The 16,081-nt window shown below is 26.9% G+C and carries 18 protein-coding genes; 16 read left to right on the top strand and 2 right to left on the bottom strand.

Annotation, left to right across the window (positions count from 1 at the left end; translation table 11 throughout):
• The 4 genes from Q0W06_RS06675 to Q0W06_RS06690 all read left to right on the top strand — a co-directional run.
• Positions 1–548: PTS transporter subunit EIIC (locus tag Q0W06_RS06675; protein WP_297633118.1), on the top strand; the 548-nt coding region annotated here is incomplete at its 5' end.
• Between the two features lie 508 nt (positions 549–1,056).
• The gene (locus Q0W06_RS06680; protein WP_297633121.1) at positions 1,057–2,370 is read left to right on the top strand and encodes a PTS transporter subunit EIIC; all 1,314 of its coding nucleotides are present in this window, start codon (positions 1,057–1,059) and stop codon (positions 2,368–2,370) included.
• A 203-nt stretch (positions 2,371–2,573) separates the two neighbouring features.
• Positions 2,574–3,095, top strand: a complete 522-nt coding sequence (locus Q0W06_RS06685; RefSeq protein WP_297633123.1) for a sigma-70 family RNA polymerase sigma factor — start codon at positions 2,574–2,576, stop codon at positions 3,093–3,095.
• Positions 3,096–3,105: 10 nt separating this feature from the next.
• Positions 3,106–4,335: a DUF4179 domain-containing protein gene (locus Q0W06_RS06690; protein WP_297633126.1), complete on the top strand. Its 1,230-nt coding sequence runs from the start codon at positions 3,106–3,108 to the stop codon at positions 4,333–4,335.
• Positions 4,336–4,452: 117 nt separating this feature from the next.
• Here Q0W06_RS06690 and Q0W06_RS06695 read toward each other — a convergent pair whose 3' ends face one another.
• Positions 4,453–4,842: a hypothetical protein gene (locus tag Q0W06_RS06695; RefSeq protein WP_297633129.1), complete on the bottom strand. Its 390-nt coding sequence runs from the start codon at positions 4,840–4,842 to the stop codon at positions 4,453–4,455.
• A gap of 165 nt (positions 4,843–5,007) precedes the next feature.
• On the opposite strand from Q0W06_RS06695, the gene Q0W06_RS06700 reads away from it, so the two are divergent.
• The 10 genes from Q0W06_RS06700 (at position 5,008) to Q0W06_RS06745 (ending at position 13,515) form a co-directional block, all read left to right on the top strand.
• Positions 5,008–5,538 carry a sigma-70 family RNA polymerase sigma factor gene (locus tag Q0W06_RS06700; RefSeq protein ID WP_297633132.1) on the top strand — a complete coding sequence of 177 codons (531 nt, stop codon included), beginning with the start codon at positions 5,008–5,010 and terminating at the stop codon, positions 5,536–5,538.
• A gap of 2 nt (positions 5,539–5,540) precedes the next feature.
• Complete coding sequence (locus Q0W06_RS06705) at positions 5,541–6,869, top strand: DUF4179 domain-containing protein (RefSeq protein WP_297633135.1); 1,329 nt, start codon at positions 5,541–5,543, stop codon at positions 6,867–6,869.
• Between the two features lie 157 nt (positions 6,870–7,026).
• Positions 7,027–7,668, top strand: a complete 642-nt coding sequence (locus tag Q0W06_RS06710) for an alpha/beta hydrolase-fold protein (RefSeq protein WP_297633138.1) — start codon at positions 7,027–7,029, stop codon at positions 7,666–7,668.
• Positions 7,669–7,778: 110 nt separating this feature from the next.
• Entirely contained in the window at positions 7,779–8,393 is a 615-nt protein-coding gene (locus tag Q0W06_RS06715) for a hypothetical protein (protein ID WP_297633141.1), read from the top strand.
• A complete protein-coding gene (locus tag Q0W06_RS06720) occupies positions 8,380–9,030 on the top strand; it encodes a LytTR family DNA-binding domain-containing protein (protein ID WP_297633144.1) in 651 nt (216 codons plus the stop codon). Before Q0W06_RS06715 ends, Q0W06_RS06720 begins: the two co-directional genes overlap by 14 nt.
• 367 nt (positions 9,031–9,397) lie before the next feature.
• Positions 9,398–10,282: a DMT family transporter gene (locus Q0W06_RS06725; protein ID WP_297633147.1), complete on the top strand. Its 885-nt coding sequence runs from the start codon at positions 9,398–9,400 to the stop codon at positions 10,280–10,282.
• 220 nt (positions 10,283–10,502) lie between these two features.
• The gene (locus tag Q0W06_RS06730; protein ID WP_297633150.1) at positions 10,503–11,024 is read left to right on the top strand and encodes a sigma-70 family RNA polymerase sigma factor; all 522 of its coding nucleotides are present in this window, start codon (positions 10,503–10,505) and stop codon (positions 11,022–11,024) included.
• A gap of 13 nt (positions 11,025–11,037) precedes the next feature.
• Complete coding sequence (locus tag Q0W06_RS06735) at positions 11,038–12,279, top strand: DUF4179 domain-containing protein (RefSeq protein WP_297633153.1); 1,242 nt, start codon at positions 11,038–11,040, stop codon at positions 12,277–12,279.
• A 248-nt stretch (positions 12,280–12,527) separates the two neighbouring features.
• Positions 12,528–13,061, top strand: coding sequence for a hypothetical protein (locus Q0W06_RS06740; protein ID WP_297633156.1), 534 nt, complete (start codon positions 12,528–12,530; stop codon positions 13,059–13,061).
• A gap of 202 nt (positions 13,062–13,263) precedes the next feature.
• Positions 13,264–13,515: a hypothetical protein gene (locus tag Q0W06_RS06745; RefSeq protein WP_297633159.1), complete on the top strand. Its 252-nt coding sequence runs from the start codon at positions 13,264–13,266 to the stop codon at positions 13,513–13,515.
• A 21-nt stretch (positions 13,516–13,536) separates the two neighbouring features.
• Here Q0W06_RS06745 and Q0W06_RS06750 read toward each other — a convergent pair whose 3' ends face one another.
• Complete coding sequence (locus Q0W06_RS06750) at positions 13,537–14,871, bottom strand: amino acid permease (RefSeq protein ID WP_297633163.1); 1,335 nt, start codon at positions 14,869–14,871, stop codon at positions 13,537–13,539.
• Positions 14,872–15,163: 292 nt separating this feature from the next.
• Between Q0W06_RS06750 and Q0W06_RS06755 the strand changes: the two genes are divergently transcribed.
• Together Q0W06_RS06755 and Q0W06_RS06760 are read left to right on the top strand one after the other, a co-directional pair.
• Positions 15,164–15,529, top strand: coding sequence for a CoA-binding protein (locus Q0W06_RS06755; RefSeq protein WP_297633165.1), 366 nt, complete (start codon positions 15,164–15,166; stop codon positions 15,527–15,529).
• A gap of 175 nt (positions 15,530–15,704) precedes the next feature.
• Positions 15,705–15,902, top strand: coding sequence for a hypothetical protein (locus tag Q0W06_RS06760; RefSeq protein ID WP_297633167.1), 198 nt, complete (start codon positions 15,705–15,707; stop codon positions 15,900–15,902).
• The last annotated feature ends 179 nt before the right edge of the window (positions 15,903–16,081 follow it).

Genomic DNA, 16,081 nt, shown 5'->3' on the forward strand with positions numbered 1-16,081 from the left:
TCCCATTAACAATAGCAAACATGCAAGCTATAGAACATGGTGAAAAAGCTAAATACATTATCAATGACCAGTTCTTGAACTCCTTCTGTTATTTTGGGGGAGCCGGAAACACCTTGTGTTTAATAATAGCCATATTCTTGATTACTAGGAAGAAAAATAGTGAACAGCAAAGAACTATTTCAAAACTTGCATTAGCACCAGGTTTATTCAATATAAATGAACCTATTATATTTGGATTACCAATTTGTTTAGATCCAATATATGTAGTACCATTTGTTATTACACCATTGCTGAATTGTATAGTTACGTATTTTGTAATGTTGGCAGGGCTTGTTCCATATCCAACTGTTGAAGTTTTCTGGACAGTACCACCAATATTAAGTTCAATAGTAGCAACTCGTTCATTCACTGGAGGTATATTGGCATTAATCTTATTTATAATAGATATACTAATCTACATCCCATTTGTAATAGTTGCATCTAATAGAGACAAAGAATTACAAGAAGCTGCAATAGAACAAGAACATGCAGCAGAAATGGCAAATTAAGAATTAGCCATTTAATTAAAAAGACAAACCAATTAAGGTTTGTCTTTTTTTATGCAATAAATTAAAAAATAAAAGAAGAAAAATAGTCAGGAAAAGATGATTAAAAATAGTGTGCAGATATTTAAATATGAAGATGTATTCAAAAAAAATATATATATGTGCAGAAATATATATAAGAAAAACATATATATTAAAAAATTCATTTTTAAAAAAGAATAAAGAGAAAAAAAGATTTCTAAATAATAAACTAGAAGTGAATAAAGCAAAAGTAAAAGTTACACAAAAAATAAAAGTGTTCAATGATAATGTTTACATAGTGTGAAAGAGCCAGAGTTAAGCAATGGACTCATTTGGAAGAATTTTTAATTTAATTATAAATTTGGCATAAGAAATGCTTTAGTAATAAGTGTAAAAACAAAACAAACTTTTCACATAAGAGTTATTAATTTACAGGAATTATTGATAAAGTTGCCTTAGTGGAAAGAAAAATAAATAGGAGGAAGTACAGATGAAAAAATTTATTGCTTTCATGGAAAAGTATGTAGTTCCAGTAGCAGCGAAGATTGGGGCAGAACCACATTTAGCAGCTATCCGTGATGGTTTTGTAACTATCATTCCAATTATTATGATTGGAGCATTTGGAATACTTATTAATAACATTACAAATTGGCATGTTTATGTTAATTTCATGAGTGGGGTGTTTGGCCCAGGTTGGAAAGGTTGGGGAGGAAACGTATGGAATGCTTCATATGGAATTATGAGTCTTCTAGTTTGTTTCACAATTGCTTATCATTTTGCTAGAAGTAAAGGTAAAGATGGTTTAGCAGCAGCAGTTGTATCAGTTGGGGTTCTAGTACTATTCATAGTAAACATTGGTTCAGCTCAAAACGTTGGGTTCTTAGGAACTGATGGATTGTTATTAGGAATAGTAGTAGCACTTGTAGCTTCACATATAATGTGTCTGCTAATGGGTAATCCAAGATTACTTATTAAAATGCCAGATGGTGTACCACCAGCAGTTGCAAGATCATTTGCTTCATTATTCCCAACTATGATAGTTGTTGGAGGAGCAGGTATACTTCAAGAACTTTATTTAAAATGTCATACAGGAATGATTTTACCAGCGTTATTTAATAAATGGATTCAAACTCCACTTCAAGGTGTTGTTAGTTCATTATGGGGAGTACTAATCTTAATTTTAGTAATTCACATACTTTGGTTCTTTGGATTACATGGTTCAAACATGATGTTACCAGTAGTTCAAGCTGTATTATTCCCATTAACAATAGCAAACATGCAAGCTATAGAACATGGTGAAAAAGCTAAATATATTATCAATGACCAATTTTTGAATTCCTTCTGTTATTTTGGAGGAGCCGGAAACACCTTGTGCTTGATAATTGCAATTTTCTTAATAACTAGGAAGAAGAGTAGTGAACAACAAAGAACTATTTCAAAACTTGCACTAGCTCCTGGTATATTTAATATAAATGAACCTATTATATTTGGATTACCAATCTGCTTAGATCCAATATATGTAGTACCATTTGTTATTACACCATTGCTAAATTGTATTATTACGTATTTTGTAATGTTGGCAGGTCTTGTTCCATATCCAACTGTTGAAGTTTTCTGGACAGTACCACCAATATTAAGTTCAATAGTAGCAACTCGTTCATTCACTGGAGGTATATTAGCAGTAATATTATTAGTAATGGATATACTAATATACATCCCATTTGTATTAGTTGCATCTAATAGAGATAAAGAAGTCCAAGAAGCAGCAGTTGAACAAGAACATGCAGCAGAAATGGCAAATTAAAGATAAATAAGTTTTCAATTATTAGTTAAAGTTACAATAGAGAAGGAGGCGCTTTTAAAGTGCCTCCTTTAAGTTGCAATAAATGAAAATATATTACATAATTTAACATATGAATTATAAAAATACAAAATAATAAAAAAATTGGGGAACGTTTATAAAGAAAAACTTGTCTAATGGGTAAAATGGGATTTTAGGGGGAGAATATGGGGATTGTAATACAGGGTATTTTAAAAATACCTAAAGATAGAGTGACTAGAGCAAAGGAAGGGGACAAAGAGGCTTTTTCAGAAATTATAGAAGAAGAAAAACTCTCTTTATATAGAGTAGCAAAAGGAATATTAAAAGATGAGGATAAATGTTTTGATGCAATAAGCAATACTATAGTTAAAGCATATATAAATATAAAAAAACTTAGAAAAACAGAATATTTTAAAACATGGCTTATAAAAATCTTGATTAATGAATGTAGAGATATATTAAAAGAAGATAAAAAGATAGTCTATACTGACAAAGCTATAGAAAAAGAATATAAAGATTCATATGAAGATTTTGATTTAATAAATGGGATAAATTCTTTAGAAGAAGAATTTAGAGAAGTAATTATTTTATATTATTTTGAAGATTTAAAAGGGGAAGAAATCGCAAAAGTTTTAAATATAAAAGAAAATACAGTAAGAACTAGACTTCATCGTGCAAAAAATAAGCTTTATGAGATTTTAAAATAGAGGTGGATTTATGAGAAGAGAAGATTTAGAAAATAGACTTAAAAAAGGTAAAATAAATAAAATTCCTAAAGATATGGATAAGAAAATAGATGATTTATTAAAAAATATAGATAAAAAAGCATATCAGAGAAAAAAGAAAGGCTATAAAAAAATAGCTATGGTAGCAGGAATAGTGTTAGCACTAGGAATGGGTGGTACAGGAGCAATAGCAATAAGTAATGGAGAGAAAGAACCTTTATATGAGAAATGGGGCTTTGAAGATTCTTTTAAAAAATATAACACAAAATTAAATGAAGAAATTATAAAAGAGGGTGTAGGAATTAAGATAACGGATGTTGTTACAGATGGATATAGAGCATATATAAGTTACGAAGTAAGTGAAATAGATGAAAAATTTAAATTTGATTATATTTCATTAGATTTTAATGGAAAAATAAATGGAAAAAGATTAAAAGATGAAGGATTAATTTATCAAAATAGAAAAGGAAATAAGTTAAGTGGAATAAAGCAAATACGGTTATCAGATAATGGGAATAGAGGGGAACTAGGGGAACCCATAGAAAAAGGAACATTAGATTTAAAAATAAAATTTAGCAATGAAAATATGTATAAAAATATAAAGTGGGATTTTAAGTTTGATATTTCAAATGAAGAAATGAAGGACAAAATAAAAATTTATGATTTCAATGCAGAATTTAAATCGGGAATAGCAACTAAACTTATAGTTACTCCACTTAATATTTATTTAGAAGGAGTAGGAGAAGGTTGTAATCTTTATTTAAAAGATGAAAAAGGGAATATTTTATCCCCTGTTGTAGGCGGAAATCATGAAAATAAAAAAAGTTTTTATTGGGAATTTGAAAGTAAATTTAATAAAATAGAAAATTTAAGCATAGTAGAATTAAAAGAAATAAATGATATGGCTGAAGAAAAAGAAGTAATATTAAAGATAGAAAGGGATGGATTTAAGCAAATAGGTAATTATGGAATAGAAATTTTAGATATAAGTACAAAAGAGGGACAGACGATTATAAAATATAAAGGAGAAGATATAAATATGAGATGTTTTGAAATATCCTCAGAGGAGCATCCATATTTTGAAATGAAAGAAAATTTTATAGATAGGGAAATTAGAGAATTAGTTTTGATAAATGGAATATTAGAAGAAGGAAAAGAATATAAGTTTACTCATTATGATAGACCTATACTGGAGTTTGGAAAAGAAATATCTGTAAAATAAAAGTTCCTAGAAGTTAAGAAAATATTTTAAAATAGATATGGCATAATTTAAAAAGGGTTGTTTTGATACAGCCCTTTTTAATATGAAGAAAAATATGGAGAATTAAAATCAAAAAAATTATGGATTAAGAAGGTTATTTATAGAACTAGGAAGATTACTCATACCAGGAAGTCCAGAAGGGACAGCACCTAGAGAATAGTTATTACTTCTTGCTATTCCCTCAAGAGCTGGATAAGAGTAAGTCAGCCTTTCATATCTATATTTAAAAGTATCTATAGAATTATTTAAATCTGTAAGAGTGAGTTCTTCATTTAAATAAGAAGTTGCAATAGCTTTAAAATCTTTAATAAGCATATCTAATTTCTCTAAAACAATCTTTTTTTCATTTATATCGGAAGGTTCTAAAATAGGATATTTCAAATCTACACTTCCTTTCATAAATTTAAAATACTCATAAAGAGCAGTAGCTTTTCTAAAAATTTTTTCTTTATAATCTTTTTTATGCATAAAAGCACCTTCTTTGTAATTATTACCATAATTATGATATAAATAAATGTACAATAAATGGATGTAAAGTAAAAAAATAAATAATTTGCGAGAACATTTATATAAAGTGGGGTATCTAATAAGCAAAAGACTTAGCTAAGAATTTAAAAAATGAGGTGGACAAGGGTGAGTGTTCTAACTTTAAAATTACTTAATTTTAAAAAAGAAAAAACAAAGGAAGAGCTTGCAAAGATGGGGGATAAAGAGGCATTTGTAGAGCTTATAAATGAAAATAGACTTAACTTATATAAAGTTGCAAAGGGGATTTTAAGAGAGGAAAAAGACATTGAGGATGCTATAGGAAATACTGTAATGAAAAGTTTTGAAAAGATAGGGACTTTGAAAAATCCTGAATACTTTAAAACATGGCTTATAAGAATTCTTATAAATGAATGTAATTTAATTATTAGAAAAAACAAAAAGACTATTTATTTAGAACATAATGAAGAAGGGTACGAGGATAATTATAAAGATTTAGATTTAATAAAAGCCATTGATAGTTTAGAAAAAGATTTAAAAGAGGTAGTTATACTTTATTATTTCCAAGATATGAAGAGTGAAGAGATAGGTAAGTGTCTAAATATAAATCATAATACTGTGAGAACTAGACTTTATAGAAGTAAGAAAAAATTATATGGAATATTAATGGGGGAATAGCTATGAATTTTGAGAAATTAGATAAAAAAGTTAAAAAAGATATAGATGAAAATATAAATACTGTTCCAGAAGGAGTTAATAAGAGGATAGATGAGGCTTTAACTTCTTTGGGAACTAAAAAGAAGAGAGAAAATTTAAAAAAAGTATGTATTGTAGCTGGAGTAGCAGTATGTTTAGGAGCAGCAGGAATAACAACTACAGCTGTAGCTAAAGGGACACCTGTTAAGGATGCAATATTTGATATATTGGGATTTGATGATGATTATAAGAAGTATGCAACAGAAATTAACCAATCTATAGAAGCTTATGGAGTAAAGGCAACAGTAACAAGTGCTGTTCATGATGGATATAAAATGACTATAAATTTTAGGATAGAAGGGGAGAATGTAGATGAAGTAAAAGAGAATACACTACCTCAAATTAAGATAAAAGGTGAAGAGGAGAGAGGATATGAGGCAAGTTATAGAATGGAAAAACAAAATGATGGTACTGTAATAGGAACCTATGATGTAGACTTAAGCGATGTGAATGTAGGAGATAGAACTGCTTTAGGATATAAAGATAATATAGATATAGAATTTATATTAGGGCAATATATTCAAAAAACGCAAAAATTTAAGGAAGGGTTGAAATTTAAAATAAAAGCAGATGCTGAAAATGTTAAGGATGATATAAAAGTTTATAAAGTAAATGAAGAGATTGAAGAAGGAATTATAAAAGAAGTTATAGTAACTCCATTTAAGGTATATATAAAGGGTGAAAAATATAAAGAGAATAATGAGAATAGAGATAACGGTGAAGGAAAAGAAAGCGATAGAAGTTATATAAATCCTGTAGATATATATAATGAATATATTATAGAAGATGCTAAAGGGATTATAAGTACACCAGTATCAAGTAATTTTTTAGTAGCAAAACCGACTTTTATGCTTCAATTTGAAAATAACTTTAAGGATTTAAGTAAAATTAAATTTGCTAAAATAGATAATGAAAAAGAAAATAAAACTTATGAAGGAATTTTAAAAATAAATGGAGATAAAGTAGAAATAAATATTGGTGGGAATATAAAAATTTTAGAAAGTAAAAAAGAAAAAAATAATTTGAAAATAAAATATAAAATAAAAAATCCTTTGATAGAGAGAATTTATATTGAAGACTTCATAGATAAAAATATGGAGAAAATTGATTTTTATGAAAAGAGTAAAAATAGTGCAATAGATAAGGAAACAGGACAATTAATAGTTAAAGATATTAAAGATGGAGAATATAGGATAAGTTGTGGAGATTCTTCAAATTTAGAAATCATAGAAACTATAGATTTAGTAAAGTAGTATAGGGAAAGATATAGAATAGTTATCAAATAAAAAGATAATTTTCTATATCTTTTTATTTTTAGATAATTTGAAAGAGTTTAAGCAAATATTAAATTGTGAATAAGAAAAAAATAAGAGTAGAATGAAAAGAAAACCTAATAACAGGAGGAAAAAAATGATAGAAGTTTTAAATGAAAGTAAAGAAGAAAAGTTAAATTATATAATAAATTTACCAGATGAGTATGGAAAAACTGAAGAAAAATTTCCGGTAATATTGTTTTTACATGGAATAGGAGAAAGAGGAGCGGATATTAGAAAGGTTAAAAAATATGGAATACATAGATATATAAAAGATATAAATATTCCATTTGTAGTTGTATCACCTCAATGTAAGGAAAATAATTTTTGGGACAGGCATTTTTCAGATATTGAGGAACTATTAGAAAATATCAAGGAGAAGTATAGGATAGATTTAGAGAGGATATGTTTAGTTGGAGTTAGTTTAGGAGCTTATGGAGCATGGAATTTTGCTATGGAAAGACCAAATATGTTTAAAAGTGTAGTATCTATAGCAGGAGGCGCAATGATTCCTAAGTATGCGAATTTAATAAAAGAAATACCTGTATATATTGCACATGGTGAAGAGGACTGTGAAGTGGATATTAGGGAAAGTATGGAAATAGCAGAAGAACTTATATCCATTGGAGGAAAGGTCAAATTAAATATAGTTGCGAATAGTGGACATGAGTTATGTACTAAAATCTTTGAAGATAAAAGTTTATATAGATGGATAGCGGAAAATACAATGAAAAGATAACGTTTGTGCCAAAGAGAAGGAGTTTATGACAGATATATTGAAAAAGTAAAATATTAACATATAATTTAAGTATAGAGGTTAACCTTAAAGTTCATAAAGGGGTGGAGAAAATGAATAAAATAAGGTATATAGTTGGAGCAAAGCCAACAACAAAGAAGAGAATAATAATAGCTATTATTATTAGTGTTGTTGGGGGAAGCCTTATAGGATTAATGTTAAAAAATTTAATTGATCTTAATTTAGTTATGGGAAATATTATTGGTATATGTGGACTTATGCTATGGTGGGTACCTATAATATCAACAATGAATGAGCATTGGGACTTAACAGATAAGTATTTTGAGTATAGATATTTTAATAATCATATGGAAGGAGTCAAATATGTTATAGATGTCTTATTAGATAGAGAAGAGCGAGCAGTAGTTAAAATAAGATTAAGTCAAATTCAAAGTATAAAATTATATTGGGTTATAGCATTTGGTGTATATTCAGTAATGTATTTTCCAATACGAATGAAGATAGTTTTAAAGGATGGTTCTGTATTAGACACTGATGCTCTTTTAAATAAGAAAGAAGATTTTTATGAAGCATTTGATTATTTAAAAAGTAAAGGTGTAAAAATAGATGATAAATATAATTTAATAGATGCCTTAAGAAATCCAAAACTTAATATCAATGATTATATTATGGGTATAAGGGATGGAAAAAAATATGATAAAGTTTAATATATTAGTTCAAACTGATGGATTAAAGGAAAAGTTAGAAAATGATTTAAATGAATGGTTTAAGGAGAGAGAGATAATTGTAACTACTGAGAAAAAGTTAAAACCTAATACAGATGAGATAAATTTTATCATATTTGAAATTAAAGATGAAGAAGAAGTGAAAAGCTTACAGAAGTTAAAAGAGTATTTTGAAAATGTAGGATTGATAATTTGTAGCGAAAAAGAAGAATTAGTGTTTGAAGTTTTAAATCTTCAGCCAGTATGTTTTATAAGAATAAATAAATTGACAGAAGACATGTGCAAACTTCAGGAAAATATAAATGAATATTTAGAAAAAAAAGATACAGTCATCAAATTAAAAGCTGGAAGTATGCAATTAAGGTTAAATTTAAAAGCTATAATATATATAGAATCTTATGGACACTATCTAATTATTCATACGACGTCAGGGGAATATAAGATAAGGGAGAAGATTTCAAATATAGTAGAAAAGATTAATAGAAAAATATTAGTTAGAATTCATAAAAGTTATATAGTGAATTTAAATTTTATTGAAAAGATAGATCCGTCGACAGTAGAATTAAAATCTAAGGTAGTATTACCCAGAGGAAAAACTTTTAAAGCGGCGCTAGAATGAAATGTAAAAAAAGAATGAATATTATTGCAAAAAAATATAGATATGATATAATTAGAACTTATTTAAGGATAAATTTGTATAAATACACCTATGTAAATAGGTGTATTTCTTATGCTACAAATTTATTTATTTGTTAAATTATAATGTTGAATTATAAGAAAAAAATAAATAAAATATAATTTTAAAATAATATTTCAAATGAAAACGTTGTGTAATAAAAAATGATTATTATAAATATAATAATGAACTTGTATAGAAGAAGGTTATAGTCTATAATCTCCTAAGGAACAACGGAAAAAATTTATCATAGATAAATTTTTTTTGCCCTTTTTTAGATAACTAAAGATAGCTTCAAAGGAGACTAAGGATGAATAAAAGAAAGACCAAAGGTATTATTCTAATACTATTAATGGCATTTTGCTTTTCGCTGACAAGTGCACTTATAAAGGGAGTCCATGGGATACCACAAGAAGAAGAAGTATTTTATAGAAACATTATGTTATTTGTAACAACAATATTAGTAATGTTTAAAACAAGATCACCACTTCTAGGGAAGAAGGGACATAGATTAGCATTATTTGGAAGAGGAGCTTTTGGGACATTAGGAGCAATAGCAAGTTATTATGCAATAACTCATATGATATTACCAAATGCGGTTATAATAAGTAATCTTTGTCCGTTTTTCATAATAATATTATCAGCAGTGTTCTTAAGAGAAAAATTAAAACCAATGCAGATAGTTGCGGTTATTGTAGCATTCAGTGGAATGTTTTTTATAATAAACCCAGGTGGAAAAATGGCAATATTCCCAGCAGTTATAGGACTTATCGGAGCACTATGTGCTGGACTTTCTTATGTGCTAGTAAGACATTTAGGTCATAAAGAGGCACCAGAAACAATAATATTCTTTATGGCAATAACATCACTTCTATTTACAGTACCAAGTATGTTAATAAACTACAAGCCTTTAACAATGCATGATTTAATATTATTATTGTTAGCAGGATGTACTTATTCAGCAGCGGAAGTACTAGGAGTATGGGCATATAAATGTTCACCAGCTAGAGAGATTTCAGTATTCAGTTACTCAGATGCAATATTCTCAGCGGTATTTTCATTCTTAATATGGGGACAACTTCCTCATCCAATTCAATATATAGGATATGCATTAATTATTGCAGGAGCAATAGTAATATATATTCATAATAATAAAACAGTCGAAGAAGAATTAGAAATTGTAGAACAAAACTAGAATAGAAAACAATTGTCAGCGAGCAATAGTTAATAGTAAAAGTAATAATCTAAAAAATGAAAAATAGATCTAAGCTTAAAAGAGCTTAGGTCTATTTTTTATATATCAAAGGTTAGTAATCCATAATACAAAAATTTTACAAAAAATATTATAAAATTTGGGAACCTTAAATACATAAAGATTATCTAAATAGTATAATAACTTGTGGGGTGAGAGGATTTTGAGTGAGATTTATTTAGAAAAAGATATTTTTTTATCTAAAGAAGAAAGGGCAATAAGAGGGGAAAAAGAAGCCTTTGTTGAGCTTATAAATGATAATAGAGTAATTTTATATAAAATAGCAAAAGGAATTTTAAGAGATGAATTTAAAGCTGAGGATGCCGTCGCAAATGCAGTTTTAAAAAGTTTTAAAAATATAAATAGGCTAAGGAATGGACAATATTTTAAGACTTGGCTTACAAGAATTCTTATAAATGAATGTAATTTAATTTTAAAAAAGGATAAAAAATTTATATTATTTAAAGAAAAGGAAGTAGAAGAATCATATTTAGATACCTATGAAGAAATTGATTTAATACAAGCTATAAATAGTTTAAGAAAAGAATTTAGAGAAGTAACTGTACTTTATTATTTTCAAGAATTCACAATGAAGGAGATTAGTGAGGTTCTAAAAGTAAATGAAGGAACAGTAAAAACTAGATTACACAGGGCTAGAAAAAAGCTTTCTGAGATTTTAAAATAGGGGGGAATGAAATATGGATAAGCTAGATAAGGAAATATTAAAAAAGGATAACACAAAGTTACCAAATTCATTTAATAAGAGAGTAGATGAGGTTTTAGAAAATTTAGAGAAGGATGAACCTAAGCAAAGTAAATATAAGAAAATATTTAGAAATATAGCTATAGCAGCAGGAATAACTATTTGTGTTGGAATTGGTGGAATAAATGCTGTAGCGGTTGAAAAAGGTATAACAGTAAAGGAAGTTATTAATAGAATGCTTGGTTTTAATAAAGATGAAGAAAAATATAAGATAGAAGTTTTAAATGTTATAGAAAATAAGAATGTTAAAGTAACAGTTAAAGAAGCAATCTATGATGGATATACAGTGAAATTCACTTATAAAATAGAAAGTGAAAAAGAAGATATAAAAAAATTAAAAGAGAATTTAGAATTTGAATGTAGAAGATTAGATAGTAAAAGTAGTAATGGACATCAAGAGAATAGAAGTCAAGTTATAGATGATACTACTATAGAAGGTGTATATAGTTGGAAGTTAAAGCTATTAGAATATGAAAATAGTGAAGAACTGGTACCTTTAGAAAATTTGGATTTAGAATTTAAGGTATGGGATGAAAAGAGAGAGTTTAAGTTTAAAATGAATGTAAAAGATATAAAAACTAAAAATGAAACTAAAACTTATAATGTTAATAGGAAAATAGAAAATGGAATAATAGAAAATATAGTAGTAACGCCAATGAATATAAGAGTTTATGGACAAGGGGATGAGAAGCTTTTAAATAATTTACCTATGTATATCTTAGAAGATAATACGGGAATTAAAGATGTATGGCACGTAGGTGGAGGAACTTCTGATGGAAAAAATGCGGATATGCAGTACGAATATAAGAATAACTTTAAAGATCTAAGTAAGATAAAGTTATATAAGATGGGTGAAAATATTGAAAGAAAAGGAACTATAAAAATAGATGGAAGTGGAGAAGTAAAGCATAGTAAATTAGATAAAGAAGAGGAGTTTGAAATATTAAGAATAGAAGATAAAGATGATATATCAATAATTTACTATAAAGCAAAAAATCCATTACTTATAAGCTTTGAAATAGGAGATGAATATGGAGCATTTGATCAAAGTCTTATAGAGAAAAATATAGCAACAGCAACATTTAAAAAGATAAAAAGAGATAAAAAGTATAAGTTGAAATATTATAGAAATACAGTTATAGAAAATGAGTATTTAGAATTTAAACTAGATAAATGATTTAAGTTAGATAAATTATATAAGATAGAGTATTTAAATAAAACTATTAGTTTTTATAAGAGGACTAAAGTAAGATGTAAAAAACTTTTAATTTTGAGAAAAGGCGTAATGAAATAAATTCATAATATTAAAGAGTTTATAAAAATATATAAAGGGTTTACAAATAACTTTATATAAAGTAAGGAATGAATTTTATATAAATATATGATATAATTGAATTAAATAAAAAGTGAAAATGAGGGATGGATTTGGTTGTAAAATATAAAAACAGCATAGAAGATTTGATAGATTTAAATATATTTGTGGGTAGTGTATCGATAAAAAGATGGATATTAAATCATATTTTACCTATTATATATACAATTCTTACACTATGTGTAGGTGGAGTTCTTATTATGAAGTTTGGAGGACTTCAAGCTACTAATAACTTATTATTATTTATACTTATAGTTTGTAATGTATTTCTTTGGTTTAGAGTAACTATATTCAAAAGAAAGACCTTTAAGAAAAATCTTACTAAAATGGTGGAAAAGAATCCTGCATATATACAAAAGAAGGCAGTAACAAGACGTGAAAAAGAATTTTTTGTTCAGAATTTAGAGGATAAGAAAAAAACTATAACATTTAAAATAGATAATATATCTAAAGTAATAAGAAAAGAAAAGTATATCTATATGCTTAAAAAGGATTATTCACCAATGCTTATGATACCTGTGGATGCATTTCATAGTGAAAAAGATATGGATATATTCTTTAAAGGATTAAAAGTAGAAAGAGAGTAAAATATAAATAGAGTATGCTAAAAAGGGATTTGCAAAAGTTTTGTAAATCTCTTTTATTATTATAAGAAGAGTAGCCTATTTTTAAGTTTTTTTGCTGACAAAATAAGTAATAGTAGAATATTGTTGAATAATATTTATGTGTAAAATAATTCCAATATATGGTAAAATTAAAGAGGAATAATAAATAAAGGAAGGAGGAAAAATGAAAATAAGGGGCGGCTATGTGATTAATATAATTCTTTCAGTAATTACAACAATTTGTTTCTTCTATATTATAAAGATAGATAATGAATCTAGATTGTTACAGAATATAAATAGTGACTACCATATGAATTCATTGCCATTTATTTATTTAGTATTAATTTGTTTAGGTGCAATAACGATATTTAATATGTATAAATTAGCAATGGAAAAAGGAAATTATGAATTGAATAAAAAAGAAAGCTCTCAATAACCGTTATTGAGAGCTTTCTTTTTAAATTTTCCTTTTGCTTTTCTTTAACATATAACTATGAATTGGTAATCCGATAAGAGTTATAATAAGCCCTGATATAGCAATAAGACTTGATTGAAGTCCTGACATGAATAGTTGATTTATAACTACGAATAAACCACCTAATATTGCAATAATAGGAACAACTGGATATCCGATTACTCTATAAGGTCTATGTAAATCGGGCTTTTGTTTTCTTAATTTAAATACTCCAATAAATATTAGTGAATAGAAAATCCAAATAGTAAATATTGAAAGATTACTTAAAAGATTGAATTGACCACTTAATGCATATAAAATTCCTAAGATAGCAATAAGCCAAGTTGCATTTGCAGGGACATTATTTTTATTTAATTTAGAGAATCTTTTACTAAATGGTAAAAGACCAGTTTCTGCAAGTGCAAAAGGAACTCTAGGTGCAGTAAGAATATATCCATTTAATGTTCCAAGGATTGAAACTAAAATTCCAACATTAATTATTTGAGCACCTACATCACCAAATAATTTTTGTGCAACTAGTGAGGCTGGTGTAGCTGATGCAGCAAGTTCATTTGCTGGTACTATAAGTACGAAAGCTACGTTAATTGCTAAATATATAGCCATTGTAATTAAAAGTCCACCGATAATTGCTTTTGGTAAATCTTTTTTTGGATTTTTCATTTCACCAGCAATGTTCCCTACGTAAATCCATCCATCATATGCAAATAAAGCTGCAACTAAAACCTGTCCTAGAACAGAAGTAAAGTTTAAGTTATGTCCTATAAAGGGATGAACTACATTATGAGTATGCGGATTTTCAATGAATCCAAATAAAATTATAAGAATTACAGGGATAAGTTTTCCAACTGTTGAAACTATTTGTATAAATCCTCCTGTTTTTGAACCAAAAAGATTAAGTAATAAAATAATAAGGATAATTCCAACAGCGATAGGTACTCTTAAATGGGGCATTCCTATTATTTCACAAGCCTGCTCTGCAAAAATAATTGCAAGGGCGGCAATAACACTTGGGAAATAAAGGATTGTTTGCATCCATGCCGTTAAATAAGATAGTTTTTTTCCATAAATTTCTCTCATATAAACCATCATACCGCCAGTTTCTGGAAAAGCAGCAGAGATTTCTGTAGCTGTAAGTCCAGCAGCAATGGTTATTATGCCTCCCAATATCCAAGCAAATATACCTAGTCCAGGAGCTCCGCCAGTAGCTTGAAAGATTTGTTGTGGCTTAAAGAACACACCAGAACCTATAACAAGTCCAATTACTGTAGAAAGAGCAGCTCCAAGAGTAATAGTTTTTTTTAGTTTATTGTTGCTCATTTAAATTTCTCCTTTGTTTATGTTTTGAATATTAAGTTTTGTAGGAAAGCACTTTATTCAATTAGTATAAGTATATAGAATTGTTTAAAAAAAGTAAATAGAATTAAAAAATAATCAATAAAATGGACATTTAATTAGCAAAAATGATGTAATATAAGAAGAAAAATAATAAATTGGAAAAATAAAACTAAATAAAATGTAAGCAAATTATAAAGTAGTATTCATAAAGGGAAATTTAAAGATCTTTTTGGTATATACTAATAAGAAATATTAAATTTTAAGGAGGAATACTATGAATATACAAGATTACTATAATGAAGGACTTAAATGGGTTGTAATTGGAGATGTATTAAATGAGAAAAAATATGCTTATAAGATTTTAGAAAACTTTAAAAATAAAGGGCAAAAAGTTGTAGGCGTATCGCCATATAGTAAAAGTGGAGAAGTATATAAAAGTTTAGAGGAAATTGATTATAATATTGAAGGCGTAAATCTTTGTATAAATCCAAAAGTTGGATATGAAATTTTAAATAATGATAATAGACATAATATTAAATGTGTTATAGCACAACCTGGGGCAAGAAGTGAAGATATAAAAAAGCTATGTGAGAGTAGAAATATCAATTATATAGAGGCATGTACATTAGTTACATTATAAAATTTATATAGATTATAGTTAAGAAATTCCATAATAAAATTTAAAATTTATAGGATAAATTTAGAAATATTAAAAAAATGTGAAAAAAGTTAACAAATAAAGTTATGAAATTGTAGACAAAAATGGAATTTGTGATAAAATAAAGATATAGTAAATTTAGGAATTAGGAGAAGATTTGAAATTGAGAGATAATTATTTAGATCAAATAGACAATCATATAGCTGTTATGGAGTTAGATTCAAAGATGGGCTTAAACGAAAAAGCATATGTAAGAAGTTTAAAAGCTAACTATGTACAAAGTGTTGTATCGGATATGTTTATTATAACAATGTTAGCTATTGTTATAAGTATAATGTCAGTGATTATGAGTTAGAATTTCAAAATTAAATATAGTATAAAAAAAGAGTCTAATTTAAGGCTCTTTTTTTTTATATATAAATATACTACTTTTAGATACTCTAAGTTCTAACATTGATTGTTCCTATTGTAAAAATAATATTTTAGTTTTAAATTTATCAATTAAAAATGCTATGAAGAGAATTATTATTTCAT

Origin of the sequence: uncultured Clostridium sp. (assembly GCF_947072515.1) — a bacterium.
In the GTDB taxonomy this organism is placed as follows: Bacteria; Bacillota; Clostridia; order Clostridiales; family Clostridiaceae; genus Clostridium.

Excerpts from the sequence above, each read along its gene's own strand:
- Q0W06_RS06680 (WP_297633121.1), top strand. The coding sequence starts at position 1,057 with ATGAAAAAATTTATTGCTTTCATGGAAAAGTATGTAGTTCCAGTAGCA.
- Q0W06_RS06685 (WP_297633123.1), top strand. The coding sequence starts at position 2,574 with ATGGGGATTGTAATACAGGGTATTTTAAAAATACCTAAAGATAGAGTG.
- Q0W06_RS06690 (WP_297633126.1), top strand. The coding sequence starts at position 3,106 with ATGAGAAGAGAAGATTTAGAAAATAGACTTAAAAAAGGTAAAATAAAT.
- Q0W06_RS06695 (WP_297633129.1), bottom strand. The coding sequence starts at position 4,842 with ATGCATAAAAAAGATTATAAAGAAAAAATTTTTAGAAAAGCTACTGCT.
- Q0W06_RS06705 (WP_297633135.1), top strand. The coding sequence starts at position 5,541 with ATGAATTTTGAGAAATTAGATAAAAAAGTTAAAAAAGATATAGATGAA.
- Q0W06_RS06710 (WP_297633138.1), top strand. The coding sequence starts at position 7,027 with ATGATAGAAGTTTTAAATGAAAGTAAAGAAGAAAAGTTAAATTATATA.
- Q0W06_RS06715 (WP_297633141.1), top strand. The coding sequence starts at position 7,779 with ATGAATAAAATAAGGTATATAGTTGGAGCAAAGCCAACAACAAAGAAG.
- Q0W06_RS06720 (WP_297633144.1), top strand. The coding sequence starts at position 8,380 with ATGATAAAGTTTAATATATTAGTTCAAACTGATGGATTAAAGGAAAAG.
- Q0W06_RS06725 (WP_297633147.1), top strand. The coding sequence starts at position 9,398 with ATGAATAAAAGAAAGACCAAAGGTATTATTCTAATACTATTAATGGCA.
- Q0W06_RS06735 (WP_297633153.1), top strand. The coding sequence starts at position 11,038 with ATGGATAAGCTAGATAAGGAAATATTAAAAAAGGATAACACAAAGTTA.
- Q0W06_RS06745 (WP_297633159.1), top strand. The coding sequence starts at position 13,264 with ATGAAAATAAGGGGCGGCTATGTGATTAATATAATTCTTTCAGTAATT.
- Q0W06_RS06750 (WP_297633163.1), bottom strand. The coding sequence starts at position 14,871 with ATGAGCAACAATAAACTAAAAAAAACTATTACTCTTGGAGCTGCTCTT.
- Q0W06_RS06755 (WP_297633165.1), top strand. The coding sequence starts at position 15,164 with ATGAATATACAAGATTACTATAATGAAGGACTTAAATGGGTTGTAATT.